The organism is Massilia sp. METH4 (assembly GCF_037094685.1).
Taxonomy (GTDB): domain Bacteria; phylum Pseudomonadota; class Gammaproteobacteria; order Burkholderiales; family Burkholderiaceae_D; genus Rugamonas.
In genome coordinates, this window is record NZ_CP146614.1 from 1,090,157 (window position 1) to 1,114,018 (window position 23,862).

The following is a 23,862-nucleotide window of genomic DNA, read 5'->3' on the forward strand; positions in this document are numbered from 1 at the left end:
CAACGCAAGCATTACCCGGCCCCAGGACGGCTGTCTCGCTCTAAGCGGCCGAGATGCCGGATGTTCCTGGTGCCGGACACCTGAAGGTCGGTCCGCCCCAGCGGTCCGACACCAGCTGTTCAAGCGCCGCCTACCGGCCCGGCAGCGCCGTGTGATCCTCGCCCGGCTGGCCGGCCTGCTTGCCGCTGCCATGCATCAGCCAGTAGTGGTGGAAGGCGAGGCGGATGTTGTCGCGCAGCTGCACGTCATCCCATGGCTTCGTGTAGAAGCGGTAGATCGCGCCCCGGTTGATCGAATCGAGCATTGCCTCGAGCCCCGTATAGCCGGAGAGGATGATGCGTATCGTGTCCGGATACATGTCCTTCACCTTGCTGAGGAATTCGGTCCCGCTCATCACCGGCATGCGCTGGTCGCACACGATCACCTGCACCGGGTGCAGCGCCAGCAGGTCGAAGCCTTCGGCCGGCGACGAGGCGGTGAGGATGCGATAGCCGTCGCGCCGGAACAGCCGGTGCAGCGAGGACAGCACGTTGACGTCGTCGTCCACGATCAGCAGCGTTTGCGGCGGCTCGGTGGCCAGGTTCGGGTCGGGCGGCAGCGCCTTGCCGCTCGACGCCAGCTGGGCGAAGCCGGCCGCGTTCAACGGGCGGCTGAAGTAGAAGCCCTGCACCTCGTCGCAGCGGTTGCGGCGCAGGAATTCGAGCTGCGGCCGCGTTTCCACGCCCTCGGCCACCACGCGCAGCTTCAGGCTGTGCGCCATGCTGATGATGGCGAGCGCGATCGCCGCGTCGTTCGGATTGGTGACGATATTGCGCACGAAGGCGATGTCGATTTTGAGCTTGTCGATCGGGAAGCGCTGCAGGTAGGCCAGCGATGAATACCCGGTGCCGAAGTCGTCGATCGCCACCTTCACGCCCAGCAGGCGCAGCTTGGTGAGCACGTCGATCGTGCGCTCGGCGTTCGACATCAACGCCGTCTCCGTCAGTTCCAGTTCCAGCAGGTCGGGCGGCACGTGGTGGCGTTCGAGCGCGTCCTTCACTTCCTTCTCCAGGTCGCCCTCGGCGAACTGGCGCGATGCCACGTTGACGGCCACCTGCACGGGGCCGACCGGCGAGGCCATCCATTCGGCGATCTGCCGGCAGGCGGCATCGATGATCCAGTTGCCGGTGCGGACGATCAAGCCCGTGTCCTCCAGCACGCCGACGAATTCCGCCGGGTACACCATGCCCTGCCCAGGCCGGTTCCAGCGCAGCAGCGCCTCCGCGCCGGACACGCGGCCCGTCAGCAGGTTCACCTTCGGCTGGAAGTGCAGCTCCAGTTCGTTGTGATCGAGCGCGCGGCGCAGCGCCATTTCGAGGTCGAGCCGCGCCAGCACCTGCACGTTCATGCCGGCCGTGAAGAAGCGGTAGGCGTCGCTGCCCGCCTCCTTGGCCTGGCCCATCGCCGTGTTGGCGTACTTGACCAGGGTTTCCGGATCGGCCGCGTCGTCCGGGTAGACGGCGATGCCGATCGACGCCGTCATCGTGGCCTGGTGCTCGCCCAGCTGGAACGGCGCACGCAGCGCGTCGCGCACTTCGTTCGCCACCAGTACCGCATCCTGCTGGTCGCGCGTCATCGTGAGGATCAGGCCGAACTCGTCGCCGCCCAGGCGGCCCACGGTATCGCGGATGCGCGCCGACTGCACCAGCCGGCTGGCGAATTCGCGCAGCATCTCGTCGCCCATCGCGGCGCCCAGCGAATCGTTGATGTTCTTGAAGCGGTCCAGGCCGATGAACAGCACCACGATGCGCCACTCCTTGTCGCGCGCCAGGTCGATCGCATCGCCCAGCGTGCGGTAGAACAGCGTGCGGTTGGGCAGGCCCGTGAGGCTGTCGTAATGGGCCGCGTGCCGCAGCCGCTCCTCGGCCACGCGGCGCTCGGAAATGTCGCGCGCCACGCAGATCAGCGTGCGCTGCGCTTCGGCGTCCGGACCGCCGTGCTGCAGCTGCCAGTAGATCTCCACCGGCACCGTGGCGTGGTCGTGCCGCAGCAATTCCATTTCCAGCAGCATGGGCGCGCGGGCATCGCCACCGGCCGCCAGCGCCGCGTCGGCATGCTGGCGCAGGGATTCGTGCCCCCCAAGGCCGATGCGCGCCGGCTCCTGCGCCATCAGTTGCGCGCGCGTATAGCCCAGCATGCGGCAGGCGCCGTCGTTGACGTCCACCAGGCGCATCGTTTGCGCATCGATCAGGAAGATCCCGTCGGCCGTCGCATCCATCGCCGTGCGAAAGCGCTGCAGGTCGGCGGTGCGCTCGCGCACCGTGCGCTCCAGCACGATATTGTGGAACTTCGCCTCGCGCTGCATCAGCCGCACCTCGATCAGGTTGCGGATGCGCGTGAGCACCTCGACCGGGTCGAACGGCTTGCTGACGAAGTCGCGCGCACCGGCATCGAGCGCGGCCTGCTTCTTGTCCGGCTCGGCCGTCACCACCAGCACCGGCAGGTAACCTTCCGGCTCCAGCGGGCGCAACGCCTGCATCACGGCAAAGCCGTCCATGCCCGGCATTTGCAGGTCGAGGATGATGATGTCGTAGTTGTACTGCTCGTGCCAGGGCGCCACCACGCGCGGATCGGTGGTGGAACTCACGTGCGCATACCCCGTCGATTGCAGCAGATACTCCAGCAATTGCACATTGACGGGCTGGTCGTCCACGATCAGGATGCTCGCATTCTGGATATCGGCCCGGCTGATCATGACTCCTCCTTCTTCTCCGTCAGCGGCTGGGCCTGCCGCTCGGCGGTAGCATTTTCTTCGTTACCAGTGGTACCGACCGCGGTGATCGTGGCGTTGATCGCCTCGGTAAACTCGTCGATGTTAATCGGCTTGATCAGGTAACGGAAGAATCCTGCCGCAATTCCCCGTTCCACGTCGCGCGGCATCGCGTTGGCAGTCAGGGCGATCGCGGGGATCCCGGCCGTGCGGGGATCGGCGCGCAACTGGCGCAGCACCTCGAAACCGCTCATGCCGGGCAGGTTGATGTCGAGCAGCACCACGTCCGGCAAATGGGCGCGCGCCAGCTCCAGGCCCAGCTGGCCGTCGGGCGCCGACAGCAGGCGCAGCTCGGGGCGGAAACGGATGATCTCCTGCACCAGTTTCAGGTTGGCTGGATTGTCTTCCACGTACAGCAGCGTGATGCTGTCGCGTGCGGGTGCCGGCATGCCGGCACCGGCTGGCGCCAGCATGCGCGGCGGCGGCAGCGGCACCGGCTCGGTCGTCTTCAGCTCGACCCAGAACATGCTGCCCACGCCGGGGCTGCTGGTGACGCCGATGGTGCCGCCCATCAGCTCGACGAGGCGCTTGGTGACGACGAGGCCGATACCGCTGCCCTCTTCCACGCCCGCTTCCTGTCCCAGGCGGTTGAACGGCTGGAACAGCATGCGTACCTGCTCCGGCCGCAGGCCCATGCCGGTATCCTGCACAGAGACGCGCACCAGGCCCGGGCCGGATGGGGTGCAGTCGATCACCACGGCGCCGCCCTCGCGGTTGTACTTGATGGCGTTCGAGAGCAGGTTGAGCAACACCTGCTTGAGGCGCGTGCGATCGGCCGTCACGTTCGTCGTGCAGCGTTCCGGGAACAGCAGCCGGATGCCGCGCGCGGTGGCCAGCGGCGCCATCATCGCCTCGCACTCCTCCAGGATCTCCGGTAGCGCCACCGGTTCCATCGACAAGGCGACGGCGCCCGATTCGATCTTGGCCAGGTCGAGGATCTCGTTGATCAGCGTGAGCAGGTGGCGGCCGGACTTGAGGATGTGCTGGGCGAACTCCTTCTTCTGCGCCAGCGTGGAAGGCAGCTTGTCGGAAGTGAGAATCTGCGCGAAACCGAGGATGGCGTTGAGCGGCGTGCGCAATTCATGGCTCATCGACGACAGGAATGCCGACTTGGCCTGGTTGGCGCTTTTCGCCTCTTCCATCGCCATGGCCAGCTCGCGGTTCGCCATTTCCAGCTGCAGCGTGCGCTCGTGCACGCGCTGCTCCAGCTCCTGGTTCAGCCGCATCACTTCCTGCTGCGCCTCGCGCCGGCGCTCCGATTCGCGGGCGATCTCGCGGTTCGACGTTTCCAGCTCGCGCTTGCGGCTTTCGATATCGGCCAGCATCTTGTTGAACGAGCCGGCCAGCTCGGCCACCTCGTCCTCGCCCAGCCGCTCGGCGCGGCGCGACACGTCGCCGGTGGCGATCACCTCGCGCGCCACGTCGGCGATCGACAGGATGGGCCGCGTGATGACGTCGTTCAGGCGCCGGCTGACGAGCCACGCGCACATCAGCGCCAGCAGGCCGGCCACGATGCCGATCACGATGTAGTCGAGGAAGCGCGCCAGCACTTCATAGTCGGCGCGCAGGTAGACCGTGCCCAGCATTTCTCCGTTGTCGCGGATGGGCTTGAACAGGTAGAGCTTGCCATCCTCGATGCGGAACCCTTCGCGCCCCGGCGCCCGCGGCACGCCCGCCTTGTCGCCGGGCGCGGCGTATTGCGCGACCAGGCGGCCGCCGGCGTCGTAGATGGCGCCCGCATTCACCTTCGGGCGCAGGCGCAGCAGCGCCAGGTTCTCGTGAGCCAGCCGGTCGTCGTCGAATGAGAGGGCCGGCGCGCTCATGTGGCCGATCAGCTCCGCCTGGGTCGTCATGTCGTCGGTGATCGTCTGCTCGTAGATGTGCAGGTCGTACACGACGATCGTGCCGATCGATACCAGCACGGCCGGCAGCATCACCAGCGCGATCACGCCGAGCAGCTTGTTGCGCAGCGAGCGCAGCTTGATCATGGCGCGCCCCTCCGCCGTCCCGCGCCGGCTTGCCCATGCGGGAACGCCGCCGCAATTGGGCGTTCGCGGCCGCCGTCCGCCCGCCCGGGAACGAAGCCCGCGGCAAGGGTTGCGGCGAGCCAATGCCTCCGGGTGATCTTTCGAGGTTCCAAGTTGGCGGCCCGCGTAGCTTGAACACCCTTATTCTATCGTTCAGTTTGGGCGCGCGCCGCCAGCTTGGCGCGGCGCACCCGATCCCGACAATTTTTTCCGCACGCGTGGCCAGCGGCCAGAGCCCCGCGCTAGAATGGAACCGGACATTCTTTGCCGAAGGAGACACAAGTGAGTACGGACATCAACGAACTGGCCGCCCAGGTGGGCCGCGCCTTGCAGGACAAGGAATTGCTTCTGGCTACCGCCGAATCGTGCACCGGGGGCGGCGTGTCGCAGGCGATCACGGAGATCGCCGGGTCGACCGGCTGGTTCGATTGCGGTTTCGTCTGCTATTCGAATGCGTCGAAGACCGAACTGCTCGAAGTGCCGGCCGCGATGATCGCCCAGTTCGGCAGCGTCAGCGAGGAAGTGGCGGCCGCGATGGCCCAGGGCGCGCTGGCCAACAGCAACGCGCATGTGGCCGTATCCACCACCGGCATCGCCGGCCCCACCGGCGCCGTGCCGGGCAAGCCGGTCGGCACGGTCTGTTTCGGCTGGGCCAACGGCGATACCGTGCATACGGAACGCCTGGTGTTTTCCGGCGACCGCCGCGCGGTGCGCGAGCAGACCGTGGTCCACGCGCTCCAGGGCTTGCTGCGTTTCATCAATTAAGCGACGTAACCCGACGTCCTGGGCGCTCGGCCTGCCCGAGCGCCTTTGCTCTCCCGCATCCGCATTCCCTTCCCGAAACTTATCCCTCATCAACTTCCGGCCTCGGCCGGCTTGCGTCCTCGTCCACATGAGTCTAATATGTGAACAGCTATTCAAATGTTATAGATGAGATGAACTTGCCCGCCTCCATCCACGAGGAATCGGTCGCCCAGCTAGCCGATCTGTTCCACCTGCTGGGCGACCCGACCCGCCTGCGCATCGTGCTCGCGTGCGTGGCCGCGCCGATCGCCGTCAGCGACATCGCCGCCACGCTCGAGCTATCCAGCTCGCTGGTGAGCCACCACTTGCGCCTGCTGCGCGCGGCCCGCATCGTCAAGGCCGAGCGGCAGGGCAAGCAGGTGTTCTATTCGACCGCCGATGCGCATATCAGCGGTGTCCTGCGCGACATGCTCGAGCATATCGCCGAACCCTCCACTCCAGGTAACGACGTATGAGCGGCCACCACCACCACGGGCACGACCATGGACACCATGGCCACCACCACCATCATGGCGATCCGGCCGACCATGGGCGCGCGTTCGCGATCGCGATCGCGCTGAACGCGGTCTTCGTGGCCGTCGAATTCGGCTACGGTTTCCTGGCCAATTCCACGGCGCTGATGGCCGATGCGGGCCATAACCTGTCCGACGTGCTGGGCCTGATGCTGGCGTGGGGCGCCGCCATCCTGGCCAAGCGCGAACCGTCGCGCCGCTATACCTACGGCTGGCGCAGCAGTTCGATGCTCGCCGCACTGTTCAACGGCATGCTGCTGATGGCCGCCTGCGGCGCCATCGCCTGGGAAGCGGTGCTGCAACTGATCCACCCGGTGCCCGTGCACGGCGTCACGGTCTCGGCGGTGGCCGGCATCGGCATCCTCGTCAACGGCTTCTCGGCCTGGCTGTTCATGAAGGGCAGCAAGGACGACCTGAACATCCGCGGCGCCTACCTGCACCTGGCGGCGGACGCCGCGATCTCGCTGGGCGTGCTGGTGTCCGGCCTGGTCGTGATGTTCACGGGCTGGAGCTGGCTCGACCCGGTGGTCAGCCTGGGCATCGTGGTCATGATCGTGGCCGGCACGTGGTCGCTGCTGAAGACTTCGCTGCGGATGATGTTGGCCGCCGTGCCGGGCAATGTGGATTCGCGCGAAGTGGAGCAGTTCCTGCGCGCCCGGCCGGGTGTGACCGACGTGCACGACATGCACATCTGGTCGATGAGCACGACGGAAACGGCGCTGACTGCGCACCTGGTGATGCCGGGCGGTTACCCCGGCGACGTTGCGATGGACGAGATCGCGCGCAGCCTGCGCGAGCAGTTCGCCATTCATCACAGCACGCTGCAGACGGAAATGGGCACTACGGAACATGCCTGCTGCCTCGCGGGGAACGGGCAAGAGCAAGCAGAGGAGCAGGCGCATGACCACGACCATGACCATGACGATCATGGCCACCAGCACGGCCATTCACATGGCCATGCCCAGCATCACTGATCGGCCAGCCCGGCGAACAGCTGCGTGCTCAGGTAGCGTTCGCCGAACGATGGGATGATCGTTACGATCAGCTTGCCCTCGTTTTCCGGCCGGCGCGCCACCTGTACGGCGGCCCACAGCGCGGCACCGGCCGAGATGCCCACCAGCAGGCCCTCCTCGCGCGCCGCCCGGCGTGCGTAGTCGAACGCGTCGTCGTTCTTCACCGCCACCACTTCGCTGTAGACATGGGTGTTCAGCACGCCCGGCACGAAGCCGGCGCCGATGCCCTGGATCGGGTGCGGTCCCTTGGTACCCTTGGACAGCATGGGCGACGCCTCGGGTTCCACGGCGATGCACTGGAACGACGGCTTGCGTTCCTTGATCACCTCGCCCACGCCCGTGATCGTGCCGCCCGTGCCCACGCCGGCCACGAGGATGTCCACCTTGCCGTCCGTGTCGCGCCAGATTTCCTCGGCGGTGGTGCGGCGGTGGATCTCGGGGTTGGCGGGATTGTTGAACTGCTGGGGCATCAGGTAGCGGCTGTCGGACTGCGCCATTTCCTCGGCGCGGCGGATCGCTCCCACCATGCCTTCGCTGCCGGGCGTGAGCACCAGCTCGGCGCCATACGCGCGCAGCAGCATGCGGCGTTCGCGGCTCATCGTTTCCGGCATCACCAGCGTGCACTTGTAGCCGCGCGCCGCGCACACCATCGCCAGCGCGATGCCGGTATTGCCGCTGGTCGGTTCGAGGATGATCGTGTCGGGCTTGATCTGCCCGGCCTGTTCGGCCGCGGCGATCATCGACAGGCCGATCCGGTCCTTCACGCTGTGGGCCGGATTGTAGAACTCCAGCTTGGCCAGGAGTTGCGCGGGCGCGCCCTGGCTCAAGCCGCCTTGAGTCAATCGATTGATGCGGACCAGCGGGGTATTGCCGATCAGCGCCGTGACATCATTCGCAACGTTCATCGAGGTCTCCGCACGAGGAATGGGAGACCAGTGTAACGCCGCGGCTTATTTCACGTCGAGCAGTTCGACGTCGAAAATCAGTGCCGAGTTCGCCGGAATGCCGGGCATGGCCCGCGAGCCGTAGGCCAGCTCGGACGGAATGATCAGCGTGCGCTTGCCGCCCACCTTCATGCCGGCCACGCCCTGCTCCCAGCCCTTGATGACCTGGCCGGAGCCGAGGCGGAACTCGAGCGGGTCGCCGCGGTCGCGCGACGAGTCGAACTTGCGGCCCTTGTGGTTCTTGGCCATCGGACGGTACAGCCAGCCCGTGTAATGCACGGACACCGTGCTGCCGGGGGTCGCTTCGGTGCCGGTGCCGGCCTTGGTATCGTTGACGATCAGCTTGTCGGCGGCGGGGCCGATCGTGGCGGAGCCGGGCACCACGGGCGCGGCCGGCGCTTCCGCCTGGGCGGCCGGCTGGGCCGGCGCGGCTTGCTGGACCGGCGGCTGCGCTTCTTGCGGCGCCGGTTGGCTTGGGGACTGGGCGTGCGCGAACGCGGCGGCGCACAGCAGGAGGGACAGCACTGGAGCGGACAGACGGGTCATCATGTATTCTTTCTGTACTGGGTGTTGAGGCGGCAACATGATAGCAAACGAACCTGAAGAGATGCCAAACGGGCAGCAAACGGCGGGGCAGCAAACGGCGGGGCAGCAAACGGCGGAGCAGCAAACGGCGGAGCAGCAGCCGGCGGCGCCGGGGCGCAAGCTGTTCTTCGCGCTGTGGCCCGATGCGGCGTCGCGCGCCGCGCTGGCCACGCTGCAGGCTCCCGTGGCCGGGCGCCTAACGGCGGCGGCCAAGCTGCACCTCACGCTGGCCTTCCTGGGCCACGTGCCGGCGGACCGGGTACCGGCGCTGCTCGCCGTCCGCGACCGCCTCGCCGTGCCGCCGCTGCGGCTCGTGATCGACTGCTACGGCTACTTCGCGCGGCCGCGCATCGCCTGGGCCGGCATGACGCAGGTGCCGGCCGGACTCGTGGCGCTGCACGAGGAGCTGGTGCGGGAGCTCGATGCGGCCGGCTTTTCCGCCGCCACGCACGGCTCGTTCAAGCCGCACGTGACCCTGGCGCGCGAGGCAAGGCATGCGCCGCCGGACGCGCCAGGGACGCCGGTGGTGTGGGACGTGGATAGCGTGGTGCTGGTGGAGTCGCTGCCGGGCGGGCGCTACGTGGCTGTCGATGCCGCAGGTGCCTGACACTTTTCCCCTGCGTCTCGCCTACCCGGCCTGTTCAGCCACTTCCTCCGCCAGCTTCATCAGCACATGCCCCGCCGCCACCATCCCGAAGGTGGCCGTCACCACCATCGCCGACCCGAACCCCGCGCAATTGATGCCGGTAAGGCCGGCCTTCGCGGGCGGTGCGTCGTCCGGATCGACTTCGCAGACATCGCCCGTGTCCGGGAACTTCAGCGGCTCCATCGAGAACACGGCATCCACGCCCAGCTTGTTCTTGCCGTTCGGCGGATAGTTGTACTGGGTGCGCAGGCGCCGGCGAACCTTCTTCAGCAGCGGCTCCTGTTCGGTGCGGGCCAGGTCGCGCACCTCGATCTTGGTGGGGTCGGTCTGGCCGCCGGCGCTGCCGATCAGGATCAGGCGGATGCCGCGCGTGCGGCAGTAGTGCACCAGGGCCGTCTTGGCCTGGGTGTTGTCCATGGCGTCGATCACATAGTCGTAATCGTGGCCGCCGATCATTTCCTCGAGATTGTCGGGGGTGACGAAATCCTCGATTTCGGTGACCTGGCAATAGGGATTGATCTGGGCGATGCGCTCGCGCAGCGCCGTCACCTTGGCCATGCCGACGGTGCCGGACAGCGCCTGGATCTGGCGGTTGATGTTCGATTCGGCCACGTTGTCCAGGTCGATCAGCGTGAGGCGGCCGACGGCGCTGCGGGCCAGCGCCTCGACGATCCAGGAACCGACGCCGCCGACGCCGATCACGCAGATATGCGCGCCGCGAAAGCGCGCCAGGGCCGGCTCGCCATACAGCCGGGCGATGCCGCCGAAACGGCGGTCGAAGTCGACGTCGTGCCCGGCGTCGTCGGAAGAAAGTGCGGTGGTGTCGTTCATCCGGCCATTTTAACGGACGCGGCCCGAAGGATTATTCTACAATCCGTCGATCAGAACCAAGGATGCCGCCATGACAGATTCCCTCCTCGCTCCCGCCCCCGGCTTCGACCAGCCGATCGCGATGCTCAAGCATTGCCACGACAAGATCCGCAAGCAGCTGGCTACCCTGCAAAAGCTGCTGGAACACCTGCCGCGGCACGGGGCGGACGCGTCGGCGCAACAGGCGGCGCAGGCGGTGCAGAAGTACTTCAACACGGCTGCCCACATCCACCATGCGGACGAGGAGATCGACCTGCTGCCGATGCTGGACGCGACGGCCACGGGCGCGGACCTGGAAACGGTGCGCCGGTTGCGCCCGGATATCCTTTTACAACACAAGCGCATGGACGATGCCTGGCATATAATCGATGCACAACTTGACAAGATTTCCAACGGCACCGGCAGCGAGCTCGCGCCGGACGCGGTGAATACCTTCGTGCAGATGTACACGGCGCACATGGAGATCGAGGAAGGCCATATCGCGCCGATGGCCAAGCGCCTCTTCAATGCGCACCAGATGCAGGTTCTGGGCGAAGCGATGCAGCGCCGCCGCGGCATCGCGCCTGCCGGCGGCACCAGCAACGACAATACCGTGGGTGGCATCGCGCTGGCCGACCTGCGCATGGACTACGGGCGTGCCAGCCTCTCCGAGGAAGACACGCTGGGCGACCCGATCGCGCAATTCGGCAAATGGTTTGACGAGGCAATGAAGGCCCAGGTGAACGAGCCGAATGCGATGAGCGTGGCCACGGTGGGCAGCGACGGCAGGCCGGCGTCGCGCATCGTGCTGATCAAGCAATTCGATGCGCGCGGCTTCACCTGGTACACGAACTACGACAGCCAGAAGGGCCGCCAGCTCGCGCAGAACCCGCATGCCGCCCTGCTGTTCTTCTGGCCGGAGCTGGAGCGCCAGGTGCGCATCGAAGGCCGCGTGGAACGCACGTCGGCCGAGGAAAGCGACACGTATTTCTACAGCCGTCCCGTGAAGAGCCAGCTTGCCGCGATCGCCTCGCAACAGAGCGCGCCGATCGGCAGCCGGGGCGAGATGGAAGAGAATTACGCAGCCGTCGAACGGGCCAATGACCCGGCGGCAGGCAGCAAGCCGCAACGGCCGGCGCACTGGGGCGGCTACCGCCTGGTGCCCGAGCGGGTGGAATTCTGGCAGGGGCGCGCATCGCGCTTCCATGACCGCATCGTTTATTCGCTGCAGGCGGACGGGAGCTGGACGAAGGGAAGAATCCAGCCGTAACCCGGGACGAACCCCCGCCCCGGCAGCACAGTCGAAATCTTGACGTACCGACCGGAGGCTATCTTGTTCGTACAACATCATTTGAGTGTGCAGCACCGCCTGAGCAATTGGGTGGAAGGCGTGACCGGCAAGGTGGAGCTCCCGCTCCGGCTGGAGCTGTGGAACGGCCAGAAGATCGACTTTTCCGGCGAAACGCCGCGCGTCACGATCCGCCTGCCCAAGGCATCGGCGGCGCGCTACCTGCTGCAGCCTTCGCTGTCGAACCTCGGCACCGCCTATGTCGAAGGCGATATCGAGGTGAGGGGCGCCGCCCACGACATGATCGCCATCGTCAACGCGCTGGCCAGGAGCTCGCTGTCGATGGACGGCAAGCTGGCCCGCATCGTGCGCACGTTCACGCACGACCGCGGCAAGGATGCGGAAGCGATCCGCTATCACTACGACGTCTCCAACGAGTTCTACCAGCAGTTCCTCGATCCGAACATGGTGTACTCGTGCGCCTATTTCGAGAACGGCGACGAAGACCTGGCCACCGCGCAGCTGAAGAAGATCGACCACATCCTCGCCAAGATCCGCGTGCAGCCCGGCCAGACGCTGCTCGACATCGGTTGCGGCTGGGGCGCGCTGGTGATCCGCGCCGCCGAGCGCTTCGGCGCGCGCTGCGTGGGCATCACGCTGTCGGAGAACCAGCATGCGCTGGCCGTCGAGCGCGTGAAGGCCGCCGGCCTTGCCGACCGCGTGGAGATCCGGCTGCAGGATTACCGCGACGTGCGCGGCACCTTCGACCGCATCACCAGCGTGGGCATGTTCGAGCACGTGGGCATCAAGCACCTGCCGGAGTATTTCGGCATCATGTCCCGGCTGCTGGCCGACGATGGCGTGGCGATGAACCACGGCATCACGTCGACCGATCCGGACAATGGCGAGACACCGTATGGCGGCGGCGAGTTCATCCAGAAATACGTGTTCCCGCACGGCGAGCTGGCCCATATCGGCACCGTACTGCGGGCGATGCAGCAGGGGAACCTGGAAGCGTATGACGTGGAAAACCTGCGCCGCCACTACGCCCGCACCACGTCGATCTGGACCGACAACTTCGAGGCCAGGGCCGAGCGGGTCAAGGAGCTGGCGGGAGAAAAGCGCTTCCGGATCTGGCACGTGTACCTGGCCGGCTGCTCGTATGCGTTCGACCAGGACTGGATCAGCCTGTACCAGATCGTGTGCGGCAAGGGGGGCCGCCATCCGCGCGGGCTGCCCTGGTCGAGGAACTATATGTACGAGAAGAGATGAACAAGGCGGTGCCGCTGGCAGCACCTCGTCGTGCTGGTGCCGCGTTTACTCGTGCTGGTGCCGCGTTTACTTCAGGCGCGCGCCGTGCATCTTGCGGAACTTGGCCACCTTCGGCCCCACCACGAAAGCGCAATAGCCCTGCAGCGGGTGCTGGGCAAAATAATTCTGGTGATACTCCTCGGCCTTGAAGAACGGCTGGGCCGGCGAGATTTCGGTGACGATCGGCGCATCCCACACGTGCGCCATTTCAGCCATCACCTGGCGCGCCGTCGCTTCCTGCTCCGGCGACTGGTAATAGATCACCGAACGGTACTGCGTGCCCACGTCGTTGCCCTGGCGGTTGAGCGTGGTGGGATCGTGGATCGTGAAGAAGATTTCCAGGATGTCGCGGTAGCTGATCACGCCGGGATCGAATTCCAGGCGCACCACTTCCGCATGGCCGGTCGTGCCGGCGCACACCTGCTCGTACGTCGGGTCCGGCTGCTGGCCGCCCGTGTAACCCGACTCCACCTTGTTCACGCCCTTCACTTCGAGGTACACGGCTTCCGTGCACCAGAAACACCCGCCGCCCAGCACGGCGATCTCGGCTTGTGCCATACGATCCTCGCTGTCATTCGTCAAGGCCTACTGTAACGCAAATGACGAGGCTATGCAGTTCGCGTGCCAGGGGCCATATACTGGAACCTGACAGGAGGAAAAATGGCTTTATTCAATCTCAACGAAGTTGCCGCCGCGCTGCCGAACTTCGCCCCCATCGGCGATGGTGGTGCGCACGGGTAATCGTTTTTCCGGCGCCGCGCTCGGCGCTGGGAAACTTTGGCATAATGCCCGCATGAATACCAGTTCTCCACGCACCGCCACGCCCGCGTTCGACAGCGTGCATTTCCGGCAGGCGCTGTCGCAGTTCGCCACCGGCGTCACCGTCATCACCACCCGGCTGGCGGACGGCAGCTATCGCGGCCTCACGGCCAGCTCCTTCAATTCGGTGTCGCTCGACCCGCCGCTGGTGCTGTGGAGCCTGAAATCGCAGGCGTCCAGCATGCCCATCTTCTCGGGCAACTCGCACTACGTGATCAATATCCTGGCGGCCGACCAGGCGCACCTGGCCAAGCTGTTTTCAACGCGCACCGAAAATCCGTTCGGTCAGGTCGAGTTCGAACTATCGCGCACCGGCCACCCGGTGCTGAAGGGTTGCACGGCCTGGTTCGAGTGCCACAACCGCAGCCGCTATCCGGAGGGGGACCACGTGATCTTCGTGGGCGAGGTGGAGCATTGCGAATGCTCCCCGCGCGAGCCGCTGCTGTTCCACGCGGGTAAGCTGGGCGGGCTGCACGTACCGGGCTGACCCCTTTATTGCCCGCTCAGCCGGGCGAGAATCCCATACAGCGCCTTCGGGTCCACGGGCTTGACGAGGTGCTCGTCGAACCCGGCGTCCAGCGCCCTGGCGCGGTCCTGCGGTGTACCGTAACCAGTGATGGCGACGATGCATGCCTTGGCCGTTTCCGGCATGCGCCGCAGGCGGTGCACCAGTTCATAGCCATCCATCCCGGGCAGGCCGATGTCCACGAACAGCAGTGCAGGCGGGCTCGTCACCACGGCATCGAGCGCCTGCCGCGCATCGTTGCAGACGTTCACCGAATGCCCGGCCGTTTCCAGCAGCAGCGCCAGCATCTGCGCCGCATCGGCATTGTCGTCCACCACCACCAGGTGGCGCCGCAGCGTGCCGCGTATTTGCTCGCCCTCGGCCTGCTCGCGCGCGGCCCCTTCCGGTCGCTCCACGCGCGGCAGGCAGATCGTGAAGCGGCTGCCCTGCCCCATCCCGGCACTGTGCGCACTCACGCGGCCGCCCTGCAATTCGACGAGGGACTTCACCAATGCCAGCCCGAGGCCCAGGCCACCCTGGGAGCGGTCCGGCGAACGTTCCGCCTGCGTGAACAGGTCGAACACATGGGGCAGCAGGCTGGGCGGGATGCCGATGCCGGTGTCCTCGACGGTGACCCGCACATCGTTTCCTTCCACCGCCACGCCCACCGTGACCTGCCCGCCATCGAGCGTATAGCGGGCCGCATTGTTCAGCAGGTTCGACAGCACCTGGATCAACCGCGTGCGGTCGCCGTTGACCCACGGCCGCTGGTCCGGCAGTTCCACGTGCACGCGGTGTCGCTTGGCCTGCATGAGCGCGGCCCCCTGCTCGACGGCTTCGCCCACGATGGCGCACAGGTCGAGCGTTTCGCGGCGCAGCGTGACGAGGCCGCGCGTGACGCGCGAGACGTCCAGCAGGTCGTCCACGAGCTTGCGCATGTGCTCGACCTGCCGCGTGATGACGGCACCCGTCTTCTCGATGCGCCCCGCGTCCGGCATGCCCAGCCGCAGCAGCTCGGCGGCCGCGGCGATCGGCGCCAGCGGGTTGCGCAGCTCGTGGGCCAGCATGGCCAGGAATTCGTCCTTGCGCGAATTGGCTTCCTGCAGCGCCCGCATCGCCTGCACGGCCTCGGTGACGTCGCTGCCTTCGACGAAGATGCCGTAGACCGCGCCGCGATGGTCCCGGATCGGCTGGTAGATGAAGTTGACGAAACGCTCTTCGAGCTCGCTGTCCGCCCCGCGCCGCAGCAGCACGGGCATTTCATGGCCCACATGGGGCTCGCCGGTGCGGAAAACCTCGTCCAGCAGCGCGATGAAGCCCTGGTCGCGCACTTCCGGCAACACCTCGGCCACCGCATGGCCCACGATGTCGTCGCGCCCCACCAGCCGCAGGTAGGCGTCGTTGGCGATCTCGAACACGTGCTCCGGCCCGCGCACGACGGCGAGGATGCCGGGGGCCTGCTGGAACAACAGGCGCATGCGCTCGACTTCCTCCGCGCGGTGGCGCGCCGACAGCACCTGCTCGGTCGTTTCCGTGCAGGCACAGAACACGCCATGCACGCGCCCCTCCTCGTCGCGCATCGGCGAATACGAAAAGGTAAACCAGGTCTCCTCGTCGTAGCCGTGGCGGTGCATCGTCAACAGCAGGTTCTTGTGGTACGTGGCGCGGCCCTGCATCGCCTCGTCGACGATGGGCGAGATATCGTGCCAGATATCGGCCCACACATCGCGAAATGGCCGGCCCAGCGCCTGCGGGTGCTTGCGGCCGAGGATGTCCACATACGCGTCGTTGTACAGGAAAGCCAGCTCCGGCCCCCAGGCTGCGAACATGGGGAATTTCGAATTGAGCATGAGCCCGACGACTGTGCGCAGTGCCGCAGGCCACCCCGCGGGCGCGCCAAGCGGGGACGTCGACCAGTCATGGCCGCGCATCATCGCACCCATCGTTCCGCCTTCGGTCAAAAACGCTGCGGGATTACGCGGCATGCTGCAAGCTCTCCTGTTCGCTCCGGGTGGGCCGAGTATAGCGAAGGGGCGCGCCCGGCGGCGCCGCTCTTCCAATAAAGAAAAGCTGGCCGGCGGCCAGCTTTTCCAGGGGGCGGTGGCGGATCAGAACTTGAACGTCAGTCCCAGGTTGATCGCCACCGGGTCGAGCTTCATCGCCTGGGTCTGGCCGGTCGAATACGTGGCCGTGGTGCGCAGCCGGGTCTTGATCACGCCCCCGTCCACCGACCAGCGCTCGTTCAGCCGGAAGCTGGCGCCCAGCTGGGCGCTGGCCGCCCACTTCGATTCCAGCGAGAACGTGGAAGCCGGGCCGCCCGTGTTCAGCACCGCCGTCAACTGCGCCGAGCCACGCTCGCGGCGGAAATACGCATACGTGACGCCCAGGCCGACATAGGGGCGGAACACGGCGTCGGGCCCGAAGAAGCGGTATTGCGCGAACAGCGTGGGCGGCAGCACGTCCACCGTGCCCAGCTGCCCCGTGCCGGCGATCGCGTCCGCGCCGAACAGCTTGTGGCGGTAAGGCGCGCCCAGGTCCAGCTCGGCGGCGATATTGTCGGTGATGAAGTAAGCCAGGTTCAGGATCGGCTTCGTGTCCGTGCCCACATCGGCCTTCGTGTTCGGCAGCGCCGGGGCGGACACATTGCCGCTTTCCACCTTCGGCGTGATCTTGTTGACGCCGACCTTCACGGTCCAGTCGCCCCGCGCCTGCGCGGCGGCGCCCGTCGCCGTGCCCAGGCCGGCACCCAGCGCCACAGCCATGGCCAGCAGCTTTACCATCGTCTTGTTCTTCATGAGGTTCTCCTTGTTCTTCTTCGCTTACAGCCAGCCCTTGGTGACCAGCGAGCGCGAGACGTAGCGGGCCAGCAGCAGGTTGTTGAACGGCGTCGGATGCACTTCATCGGCATACGAGTAATGGCTCACGTCGCCGGACTTCAGGTTCGCGGCCGTACATCCCAGCGAGCTGCCCAGCGGGTTCTTCGCGGCGCCGAGATCGCAGGCCGGTTCGCTCACGTTGGTCAAGCCATACGGCCCCGGATTGGTAGCCTGGTCGTGGCTGACGGCGTATACGTCGACGATCACGACTTTGCTCTCGGAAGACAAGGCGGACGTGAGCTGCGCATTGAACGCCTGCACCATCTTGTCGATCAGCGCGCGCACGTTCGCGTCGCGCGACCGGCCGGCCGGCGTGCTGGCCACGTCCGGCAGGTTGTTGACGACCACGTAGTTCGCGCCGTTGCCGACGATCTGCGACTTGACCAGCGCGGCCAGCTCGGCACCGGCCGTGGTCAGTGCCGCCACCATGGCCGGGGCTTGCGCCGTCACGTAGTCGGCGCCGGCCTTGGTGCCAGCCGCGGTCGCACCCTTGGTCGCGGTGTCGACGATCGCCGTCACATTGGCGGGAGCCGTCGTGTTGCCGGCCATGACGGCCGCCGTCACGGCCGCCTGCACGATCGACGTTTGCGTGCTGCCGCTGCGCGCGCTCTCGGTGGCGATGGCCAGGCCGATCGCCGGCGCGGCGGTGGCGGGATTGGTGGCGCCGGCCGCCAGTTGCGTGGCCAGGCTGGTGGCGAACGCCTGCTGGCCGGCCGTGTTGCCGGCCGCGGTGGCACCGGCGGAAAGCTGGGCCAGGTTGACCAGCACGTCGTTCCCGCCGGCCATCACGAACACCACTTCATCGCCCTTGAACTTGCCGCCCGTCTTGGCCAGGTGGTTCTTCACCTGCGTCACGACCGGAACGGTCAATGCGCCAAGGGCGCTGCCCGTCAGCTTGTGGCCCGCGCCGATCGGATCGGTGACGCGCGCGCCGCCCTGCGCATAGCTGAAGCACTGGGCGTGATCGACGACCGGGACCGAAAAGCCTTTCGAGGCGTCGCCATCGAGGCCGGTCTGGGCCGGGCACGGTGCCGGCAGGCCGAACTGGGCGGCCATCAGCTCGGTCCAGTTCTTGCCGGTGAAAGTCGCGTTGATGGCCGTGCTGTCGCCGTTGATGGTGTACTTGCCGCCACCCATGGCCTTCACGGTGCCGACATTGTAGGTGCCGAGGTCGGACAGGCTGTCGCCGAAGCTCACCTGCGATGCGAACTGCACCTTGTTGACTTGCGCGCCCGATTGGGGTTTGCCGCTGTCGCCGCCGCCACAAGCGGCAAGGATGGCGCCGGCCATCACGGCCAGCGCGAGTTTTGTGGTTCGCATGGGGTCTCCTGGGTTGATGTTCTTTTTGTAATAGCACATGTGTACTATTTACAACCCAGCCAATATGCCAGCTCTGTCCGCTCCGATACAAGAAAAATTTGCTGAAAACAACACTACCGGTTTACCCGGCGGGTCACGGCAGGCGGTCGTTGAAGAATTGCCGCGCGGCGGAGAGGCAGAACGGCGCCACCAGCAGGCGGTGATAACGCTCCGCGACGGCAACGTCCGGATCCTCGCCATCTTCCTGCGCCTCCAGCTGCACCGATTGCTTGGCCGCCGCAAAGCCAAGGCGCTGGCTGCGCCAGCCATCGTTGCTGAAGGGGTCGCCGTCCAGGTCGAGCAAGGTGGGCGCGCTGCCCTGCGCCGTGTAGTACTCGCTCGCGGCCGTGGAGTTGAAGAACGGGACGGTAGGATCTTCATTGCCGCCGCAGAGCAGCAGCGGCGACGCCGGCCGATAGCGGCGCAGGTCGTTGCGGGCCAGCCATTTGCGCAAGCCGTTCTCTGGCGCGCAGGCTTGCGGGTCGCCCGCGCAGGGGCGCGCCGCGACGTCGGCGAGGTAGGCATTCCGGTAGCTCGTGCGCACCAGCGGATTGTCGCCGAAGAAGGCGTTCGGGCCTTGCGGCTGTGGTTGCGAGTCGCGGGCGAACATCGCGCTGGCGGGCAGCTTGCCCTGGCCGACCAGCTCTTCCCCGGACAGCAGGCTCGGCAACAGGTTCTCGATCGTGGGCGCATAGCGCGCCTCGTACAGGTCCCCCGGCGCGGCATAGATCCCGGCGCCGGCGCGCTGGCCGGCCGTCGTAACCATCGGCAGGAAAATCGTGATGTCGCGCGTGAGGTAGCCGGCCATCGCCTGGTCGGCGAACCTGACCAGCGCATACGGGCCGGACAGCCCGGCGACGGCGGTAACGGTGAATTCTGCCGGCAATGCCTGCATGGCCTTCTGGGCGGCGAGCGCCACGTGGCCGCCCTGCGAATAGCCGGTGACGAACAGGCGGCTCGATGGATTCGCGCCCACCGCCGCGAACGACGCGCGCGCCGCGCGCAACGCATCGACCATGTCGGCACCCTGCAACTGCTCGTCGACATAAGGATGGTAATCGAGCGTCGAGCCTTCGTAGCCCTGGTAGTTCGGCGCCACCACGATATAGCCCTGTGCCGCGAACATGGCCGCGACGAGCTGCACTTCGGTCGTCGCGACGTCCCACATCGTCGCACGCTTGTCGAGCGCGGTGCCATGGGCGTAAACGAGCACCGGGCGGGTGCCGCTGCAGGCGGTATTCGTGCCTCCAGGCACCATGATGGCGGCCGAGCTCTCGGTCAGCGCATCGCGGGGCGCTGCCGTGCGGTAGCGGACCGACCACATGGTAACGCTGCAGCGCGGCTCGCCCGTAACGGCCTCGACTTCGTCGCTCATCAGCGCCGCCAGCTGGGCGGCGGTAACGGTCTGCACGCGGCTGCCATCAGGCAGCGTGACGGGCACCGCCGCCGCCGCCGTCACCACCGTGCCCCGGCCGGGCGGCGGCGGCGTGTACGGAGGAGTATCGTCGCCGCCATCGCTGCCGCCGCCACATGACGTCAACAGGGCAATCCAGAGCAGCAGTGCGGCAAGCGGCAGACGGGACATGGCGACCTCCAGGGCATGATGCAACCATGGTAGGAGATAAAGCAGGCCGGGGTGTGGCGCGGATCAAACTGTGCGCAGGCAAATTGTGGCTGAGCTCGTATAAGAGCGCCTGACAAAATCCTCAGGGCAAGGCGCGGCGTCGAAGACAGTCCACCGGTACGGGGGGACGCTGCAACGCAGCCATGGGGGTGCTGTCAGGCGCTCTACCTCGGTGCCGACGCCGATACGAGCCCGGTTGCTAGGCAGTCAGGAAACGGTCGATCACGCCGGCCGAGCCAAACGCGGCACGCCGCAGCCGGTCATTGATCCCCAGCCACGCATCGTCCTGCGGCGGAGTTTCCACGAGGATCAATTCCACGTCGGCACGGTCCATCGTGCGCAGCGCGGCGTACAGGCCGAAGGCATAGCCGGCCGGATCGTTCGGCAGCAGCTCCTGCGCGCTGGCCTGCACGAGCATGGGCGAATAGCGGATGACGGCCACGCGGCGGCCTCGGCCGGCCAGCGTCGTCAAGAGGCCCGGCAGCCTGGCCGTGTCGGCCAGCGCCACCGGCGCCTTCGGCGCGTAATGCGATTCCAGCGTGCCCGATGCGCGGGGCGCGGCGGCGTCGGGCGCGGCCGGCATGGAGCCGATCACCGCGGCGATCTCGGCGGCACCGATATGGCCGGGGCGCAGCAGCACGGGGCCGTGCGTGTCCAGCCGCGACAGGTCGACGATCGTCGATTCGATGCCGACCTGGCTGGAACCGCCATCGAGCACCGTCAACGTGCCATCGCCAAATTCATCGCGAACATGCTGCGCCGTGGTCGGGCTGACGTTGCCGAACTTGTTCGCCGACGGTGCCGCGACACCGCCCTTGCCGCCCTTGAACGCGCCCAGCAGCGCCATTGCCACGGGATGCGACGGGCAGCGGATGCCCACCGTATCCTGGCCGCCGGAAACGGCATCGGGGATGTGGGCATTGCGCCTGACGATCATCGTCAGCGGCCCGGGCCAGAAAGCTTGCGCCAGCTTGCGCGCTTCTTCCGGTACATCGGCCGCCCAGTAATCGAGGTCGGCGCCGGGCGCCACGTGCACGATCACCGGGTGGTCCTGCGGCCGGCCCTTCGCCGCATAGATCGCGGCGACGGCGGCGGGGTTTTCCGCATCCGCGCCGAGGCCGTATACGGTCTCGGTCGGAAAGGCCACCAGCTCGCCCGCCTCCAGGCGCGCGGCGGCGTCGAGGATTGCCTGGTCCGTCACAGTGGAATTCCCAGGATGGCGCAGGCCGCCGCCAGCTGGCGCTGCGCCTCGTCGAGCGTGGGCGCGACGAAGGTGACGTGGCCCATCTTGCGGCCCGGTCGCGGATCGTCCTTGCCGTACAGGTGCAGGCAGGCACCCGGCAGCGCAGCGATGCGGTCCCACGGCGGTTCGCTCTGGGACTCGCCATCGAACCACACATCGCCCAGGATGTTCAGCATCACGGCCGGCGAATGCTGGCGACAATCGCCCAGCGGCAGCTTCGCCATTGCCCGCACCTGCTGCGCGAACTGGCTGGTGACGCAGGCATCGATCGTGTAGTGCCCGCTGTTATGCGGCCGCGGCGCCATTTCGTTGACGACCAGCGTGCCGTCGGTGAGCACGAAGAACTCGATGCACAGCACGCCCACGTAGCCCAGTTCGGCCACGATCGCGCGCGCCGCGTCCTGCGCCTTGCGAGCGCTATCCGCGGACACATTCGGTCCCGGCACGGTGGTCGTGAACAGGATGCCGTCGCGGTGCACGTTCTCGGCGATCGGGTAGACGACCGATTCGCCATCGGCGCCGCGCGCGGTCAGCACCGACACTTCATACGCCAGCGGCAGCATCTTCTCCAGCAGGCAGGTGACTTCACCCATGCCTTCGAAGGCGGCGCGCACTTCGTCGCGGGATTTCACCCGCACCTGGCCCTTGCCGTCGTAGCCCATGCGCACGGTCTTCAGGATGCCCGGCAGCAGATCGTCGGCGATCGCGTCGATATCCTCGAACGAGGCGATCACCTTGTGCGGCGCCGGCATCACGCCGGACTTCGGCGCGCACGACACGAAGAACGACTTTTCCGCGATGCGGTCCTGCGCGACGGACACACCGTGTGCATTCGGCGCCACGAACACGTATTGCGCCAGCCGCGACAGGCTGTCCGCCGGCACGTTCTCGAACTCGGTGGTGACGGCCACGCACTGAGCGGCCAGTGCGTCGAGGCCGGCATGGTCTTCGTACTGGGCATTGACCAGCCGCTGCGCAACCTGGCCGGCGGGGCAGTCGTCGGACGGTTCCAGCACCGCCACCTGGTAGCCCATGCTCTGGGCCGCTTGCGCAAACATGCGGCCCAACTGGCCGCCACCCATCACGCCCAGCCAGGCGGCCGGGTTCGCGGTAGGAAGGAAGGACTTCTCTTTACTCATTGACTGGCAGGATCATGGCTTTCGCGGCGGCCGTCTGCTGGGCGCGGAACGCTTCCAGCTGGGCGGCCAGGGCATCGTCGACCGTGGCGATGATGGCGATGGCGGTGAGCGCGGCATTGGCGGCGCCGGCTTCGCCGATGGCGAACGTCGACACGGGCACGCCCTTCGGCATCTGCACGATGGACAGCAGCGAATCCTCGCCGCGCAGGTATTTCGACGGCACCGGCACGCCCAGCACGGGCACCACGGTCTTCGCGGCGACCATGCCCGGCAGGTGGGCGGCACCACCGGCACCGGCGATGATCGCGCGCAGGCCGCGCGACCGGGCGGTTTCGGCATAGGTGAACATCTCGTCCGGCATGCGGTGCGCGGAAATCACCTGCGCTTCGAACGGAATGTTGAATTGCTTGAGCATCGAAACGGCATGCTGCATCACATCCCAGTCCGACGACGACCCCATGATCACGCCGACCAGCGGCTTCACGTTTGCCTTTTGAGTCTGGACGTCGGCCATTATTCCACCTTCAGCTTCTCGCCGGTCAGGCGTTCGATCGCTTCGAAGTACTTGGCCTGCGTTTTCTCGATGACTTCGGCGGGCAGCGGCGGCGCCGGCGGGGTCTTCTTCCATTCCGTCAGCGTTTCCAGGTAGTCGCGCACGAACTGCTTGTCGAACGACGGCGGCGACATGTCCGGCGCATACGAATCGGCCGGCCAGAAGCGCGAGGAATCGGCCGTCAGCACTTCATCCATCAGGTGCATCACGCCATTTTCATCCAGACCGAACTCGAACTTGGTGTCGGCGATGATGATGCCGCGCGTTGCCGCGTAATCGGCAGCGGTTTTGTACAGTTGAATGGAGATGTCGCGCATCTTGGCGGCCAGTTCGGCACCGATGCGGCTTTCCATCTCGGCGAAGCTGATGTTCTCGTCGTGCTCGCCCAGGTCGGCCTTGGCGGCCGGCGTGAACAGCGGTTCCGGCAGTTTATCGGCCTGGCGCAGGCCGGCCGGCAGTTCGATGCCGCACACGCTGCCCGTGGCCTGGTAATCCTTCCAGCCCGAACCGATGATGTAGCCGCGCACCACGGCTTCCACCAGGATCGGTTTCAGCCGCTTGGCGACCACGGCGCGGCCCTTTACCTGTTCCACTTCTTCCGGTGCCACGACCGATTCCGGCGCCACGCCGGTCAGGTGGTTCGGCACGATGTGGCCGAGCTTCTCGAACCAGAAGTCGCTCATCTGGTTCAGCACCATGCCCTTGCCGGGGATCGGCTCGTTCATCACGACGTCGAAGGCGGACAGGCGGTCGGTGGTGACGATCAGGATCTTGTCGTCGCCGACGGCATAGTTATCGCGGACCTTGCCGTGACCCAACAGTGGCAGGGAGGAAATGGAGGATTGGTAGAGGCTTTTCATAGAGGGGGCGATCTTGACAAAGCTAAAGCGAAATCGGCGGGGAGGAGAAATCTCCCGCCCGCCGATCGAGAGTCTCCGGGCGCGAATTCGTTCGAA

General features: G+C 66.6%; 21 protein-coding genes. 7 read left to right on the plus strand and 14 right to left on the minus strand.

Annotation, left to right across the window (positions count from 1 at the left end; genetic code table 11):
• Positions 1–130: 130 nt before the first annotated feature.
• A complete protein-coding gene (locus tag V6Z91_RS04835) occupies positions 131–2,734 on the minus strand; it encodes an EAL domain-containing protein (protein ID WP_338767354.1) in 2,604 nt (867 codons plus the stop codon).
• On the minus strand, positions 2,731–4,797 hold the full coding sequence (locus V6Z91_RS04840; protein WP_338767356.1) for an ATP-binding protein: 2,067 nt from the start codon (positions 4,795–4,797) through the stop codon (positions 2,731–2,733). The genes V6Z91_RS04835 and V6Z91_RS04840 overlap by 4 nt, the downstream gene beginning before the upstream one ends.
• A 321-nt stretch (positions 4,798–5,118) precedes the next feature.
• Here V6Z91_RS04840 and V6Z91_RS04845 point away from each other — a divergent pair, with 321 nt between their 5' ends.
• From V6Z91_RS04845 to V6Z91_RS04855, 3 genes are all read left to right on the plus strand, one after another.
• Complete coding sequence (locus tag V6Z91_RS04845; RefSeq protein WP_338767359.1) at positions 5,119–5,601, plus strand: CinA family protein; 483 nt, start codon at positions 5,119–5,121, stop codon at positions 5,599–5,601.
• A 170-nt stretch (positions 5,602–5,771) separates the two neighbouring features.
• The gene (locus tag V6Z91_RS04850; protein ID WP_338767362.1) at positions 5,772–6,095 is read left to right on the plus strand and encodes a metalloregulator ArsR/SmtB family transcription factor; all 324 of its coding nucleotides are present in this window, start codon (positions 5,772–5,774) and stop codon (positions 6,093–6,095) included.
• Positions 6,092–7,126, plus strand: coding sequence for a cation diffusion facilitator family transporter (locus tag V6Z91_RS04855; RefSeq protein ID WP_338767365.1), 1,035 nt, complete (start codon positions 6,092–6,094; stop codon positions 7,124–7,126). Before V6Z91_RS04850 ends, V6Z91_RS04855 begins: the two co-directional genes overlap by 4 nt.
• On the opposite strand, the gene cysK is transcribed toward V6Z91_RS04855, so the two are convergent.
• Both cysK and V6Z91_RS04865 read right to left on the minus strand, forming a co-directional pair.
• Positions 7,120–8,070 carry a cysteine synthase A gene (cysK, locus tag V6Z91_RS04860; protein WP_338767368.1) on the minus strand — a complete coding sequence of 317 codons (951 nt, stop codon included), beginning with the start codon at positions 8,068–8,070 and terminating at the stop codon, positions 7,120–7,122. The two genes, V6Z91_RS04855 and cysK, sit on opposite strands and share 7 nt — an antisense overlap.
• A 45-nt stretch (positions 8,071–8,115) precedes the next feature.
• Complete coding sequence (locus V6Z91_RS04865; RefSeq protein ID WP_338771728.1) at positions 8,116–8,655, minus strand: FKBP-type peptidyl-prolyl cis-trans isomerase; 540 nt, start codon at positions 8,653–8,655, stop codon at positions 8,116–8,118.
• A 37-nt stretch (positions 8,656–8,692) separates the two neighbouring features.
• Here V6Z91_RS04865 and thpR point away from each other — a divergent pair, with 37 nt between their 5' ends.
• Complete coding sequence (gene thpR / locus V6Z91_RS04870; protein ID WP_338767369.1) at positions 8,693–9,301, plus strand: RNA 2',3'-cyclic phosphodiesterase; 609 nt, start codon at positions 8,693–8,695, stop codon at positions 9,299–9,301.
• A gap of 21 nt (positions 9,302–9,322) precedes the next feature.
• Here thpR and tcdA read toward each other — a convergent pair whose 3' ends face one another.
• A complete protein-coding gene (gene tcdA, locus V6Z91_RS04875) occupies positions 9,323–10,171 on the minus strand; it encodes a tRNA cyclic N6-threonylcarbamoyladenosine(37) synthase TcdA (RefSeq protein ID WP_338767372.1) in 849 nt (282 codons plus the stop codon).
• A gap of 70 nt (positions 10,172–10,241) precedes the next feature.
• Between tcdA and pdxH the strand changes: the two genes are divergently transcribed.
• Together pdxH and V6Z91_RS04885 are read left to right on the plus strand one after the other, a co-directional pair.
• Positions 10,242–11,459, plus strand: coding sequence for a pyridoxamine 5'-phosphate oxidase (pdxH, locus tag V6Z91_RS04880; RefSeq protein WP_338767374.1), 1,218 nt, complete (start codon positions 10,242–10,244; stop codon positions 11,457–11,459).
• A gap of 81 nt (positions 11,460–11,540) precedes the next feature.
• Entirely contained in the window at positions 11,541–12,749 is a 1,209-nt protein-coding gene (locus V6Z91_RS04885; RefSeq protein WP_338771731.1) for a cyclopropane-fatty-acyl-phospholipid synthase family protein, read from the plus strand.
• Positions 12,750–12,815: 66 nt separating this feature from the next.
• On the opposite strand, the gene msrA is transcribed toward V6Z91_RS04885, so the two are convergent.
• Positions 12,816–13,346, minus strand: a complete 531-nt coding sequence (gene msrA, locus V6Z91_RS04890; RefSeq protein ID WP_338767376.1) for a peptide-methionine (S)-S-oxide reductase MsrA — start codon at positions 13,344–13,346, stop codon at positions 12,816–12,818.
• A 235-nt stretch (positions 13,347–13,581) separates the two neighbouring features.
• On the opposite strand from msrA, the gene V6Z91_RS04895 reads away from it, so the two are divergent.
• Complete coding sequence (locus V6Z91_RS04895; RefSeq protein WP_338767379.1) at positions 13,582–14,094, plus strand: flavin reductase family protein; 513 nt, start codon at positions 13,582–13,584, stop codon at positions 14,092–14,094.
• Between the two features lie 5 nt (positions 14,095–14,099).
• Here the strand turns inward: V6Z91_RS04895 and V6Z91_RS04900 are convergent, their stop codons facing one another.
• The 8 genes from V6Z91_RS04900 to V6Z91_RS04935 all read right to left on the minus strand — a co-directional run bounded on the left by V6Z91_RS04900 (position 14,100) and on the right by V6Z91_RS04935 (position 23,766).
• Positions 14,100–15,941 (minus strand): ATP-binding protein, encoded by a 1,842-nt coding sequence (locus V6Z91_RS04900; protein ID WP_338767381.1) that lies wholly within the window; start codon positions 15,939–15,941, stop codon positions 14,100–14,102.
• 279 nt (positions 15,942–16,220) lie between these two features.
• Positions 16,221–16,907: an OmpW family outer membrane protein gene (locus V6Z91_RS04905; RefSeq protein WP_338767384.1), complete on the minus strand. Its 687-nt coding sequence runs from the start codon at positions 16,905–16,907 to the stop codon at positions 16,221–16,223.
• A 24-nt stretch (positions 16,908–16,931) separates the two neighbouring features.
• Positions 16,932–18,308 (minus strand): SGNH/GDSL hydrolase family protein, encoded by a 1,377-nt coding sequence (locus tag V6Z91_RS04910; protein WP_338767387.1) that lies wholly within the window; start codon positions 18,306–18,308, stop codon positions 16,932–16,934.
• 133 nt (positions 18,309–18,441) lie between these two features.
• Positions 18,442–19,932 (minus strand): alpha/beta hydrolase, encoded by a 1,491-nt coding sequence (locus tag V6Z91_RS04915; protein ID WP_338767390.1) that lies wholly within the window; start codon positions 19,930–19,932, stop codon positions 18,442–18,444.
• 238 nt (positions 19,933–20,170) lie between these two features.
• Positions 20,171–21,172 (minus strand): L-threonylcarbamoyladenylate synthase, encoded by a 1,002-nt coding sequence (locus tag V6Z91_RS04920; protein WP_338767393.1) that lies wholly within the window; start codon positions 21,170–21,172, stop codon positions 20,171–20,173.
• Positions 21,169–22,353 (minus strand): 5-(carboxyamino)imidazole ribonucleotide synthase, encoded by a 1,185-nt coding sequence (locus V6Z91_RS04925; RefSeq protein ID WP_338767396.1) that lies wholly within the window; start codon positions 22,351–22,353, stop codon positions 21,169–21,171. Before V6Z91_RS04925 ends, V6Z91_RS04920 begins: the two co-directional genes overlap by 4 nt.
• The gene (gene purE, locus V6Z91_RS04930; RefSeq protein WP_338767398.1) at positions 22,346–22,867 is read right to left on the minus strand and encodes a 5-(carboxyamino)imidazole ribonucleotide mutase; all 522 of its coding nucleotides are present in this window, start codon (positions 22,865–22,867) and stop codon (positions 22,346–22,348) included. The genes V6Z91_RS04925 and purE overlap by 8 nt, the downstream gene beginning before the upstream one ends.
• Positions 22,867–23,766, minus strand: coding sequence for a phosphoribosylaminoimidazolesuccinocarboxamide synthase (locus V6Z91_RS04935; RefSeq protein ID WP_338767401.1), 900 nt, complete (start codon positions 23,764–23,766; stop codon positions 22,867–22,869). Before V6Z91_RS04935 ends, purE begins: the two co-directional genes overlap by 1 nt.
• Positions 23,767–23,862: the final 96 nt, after the last annotated feature.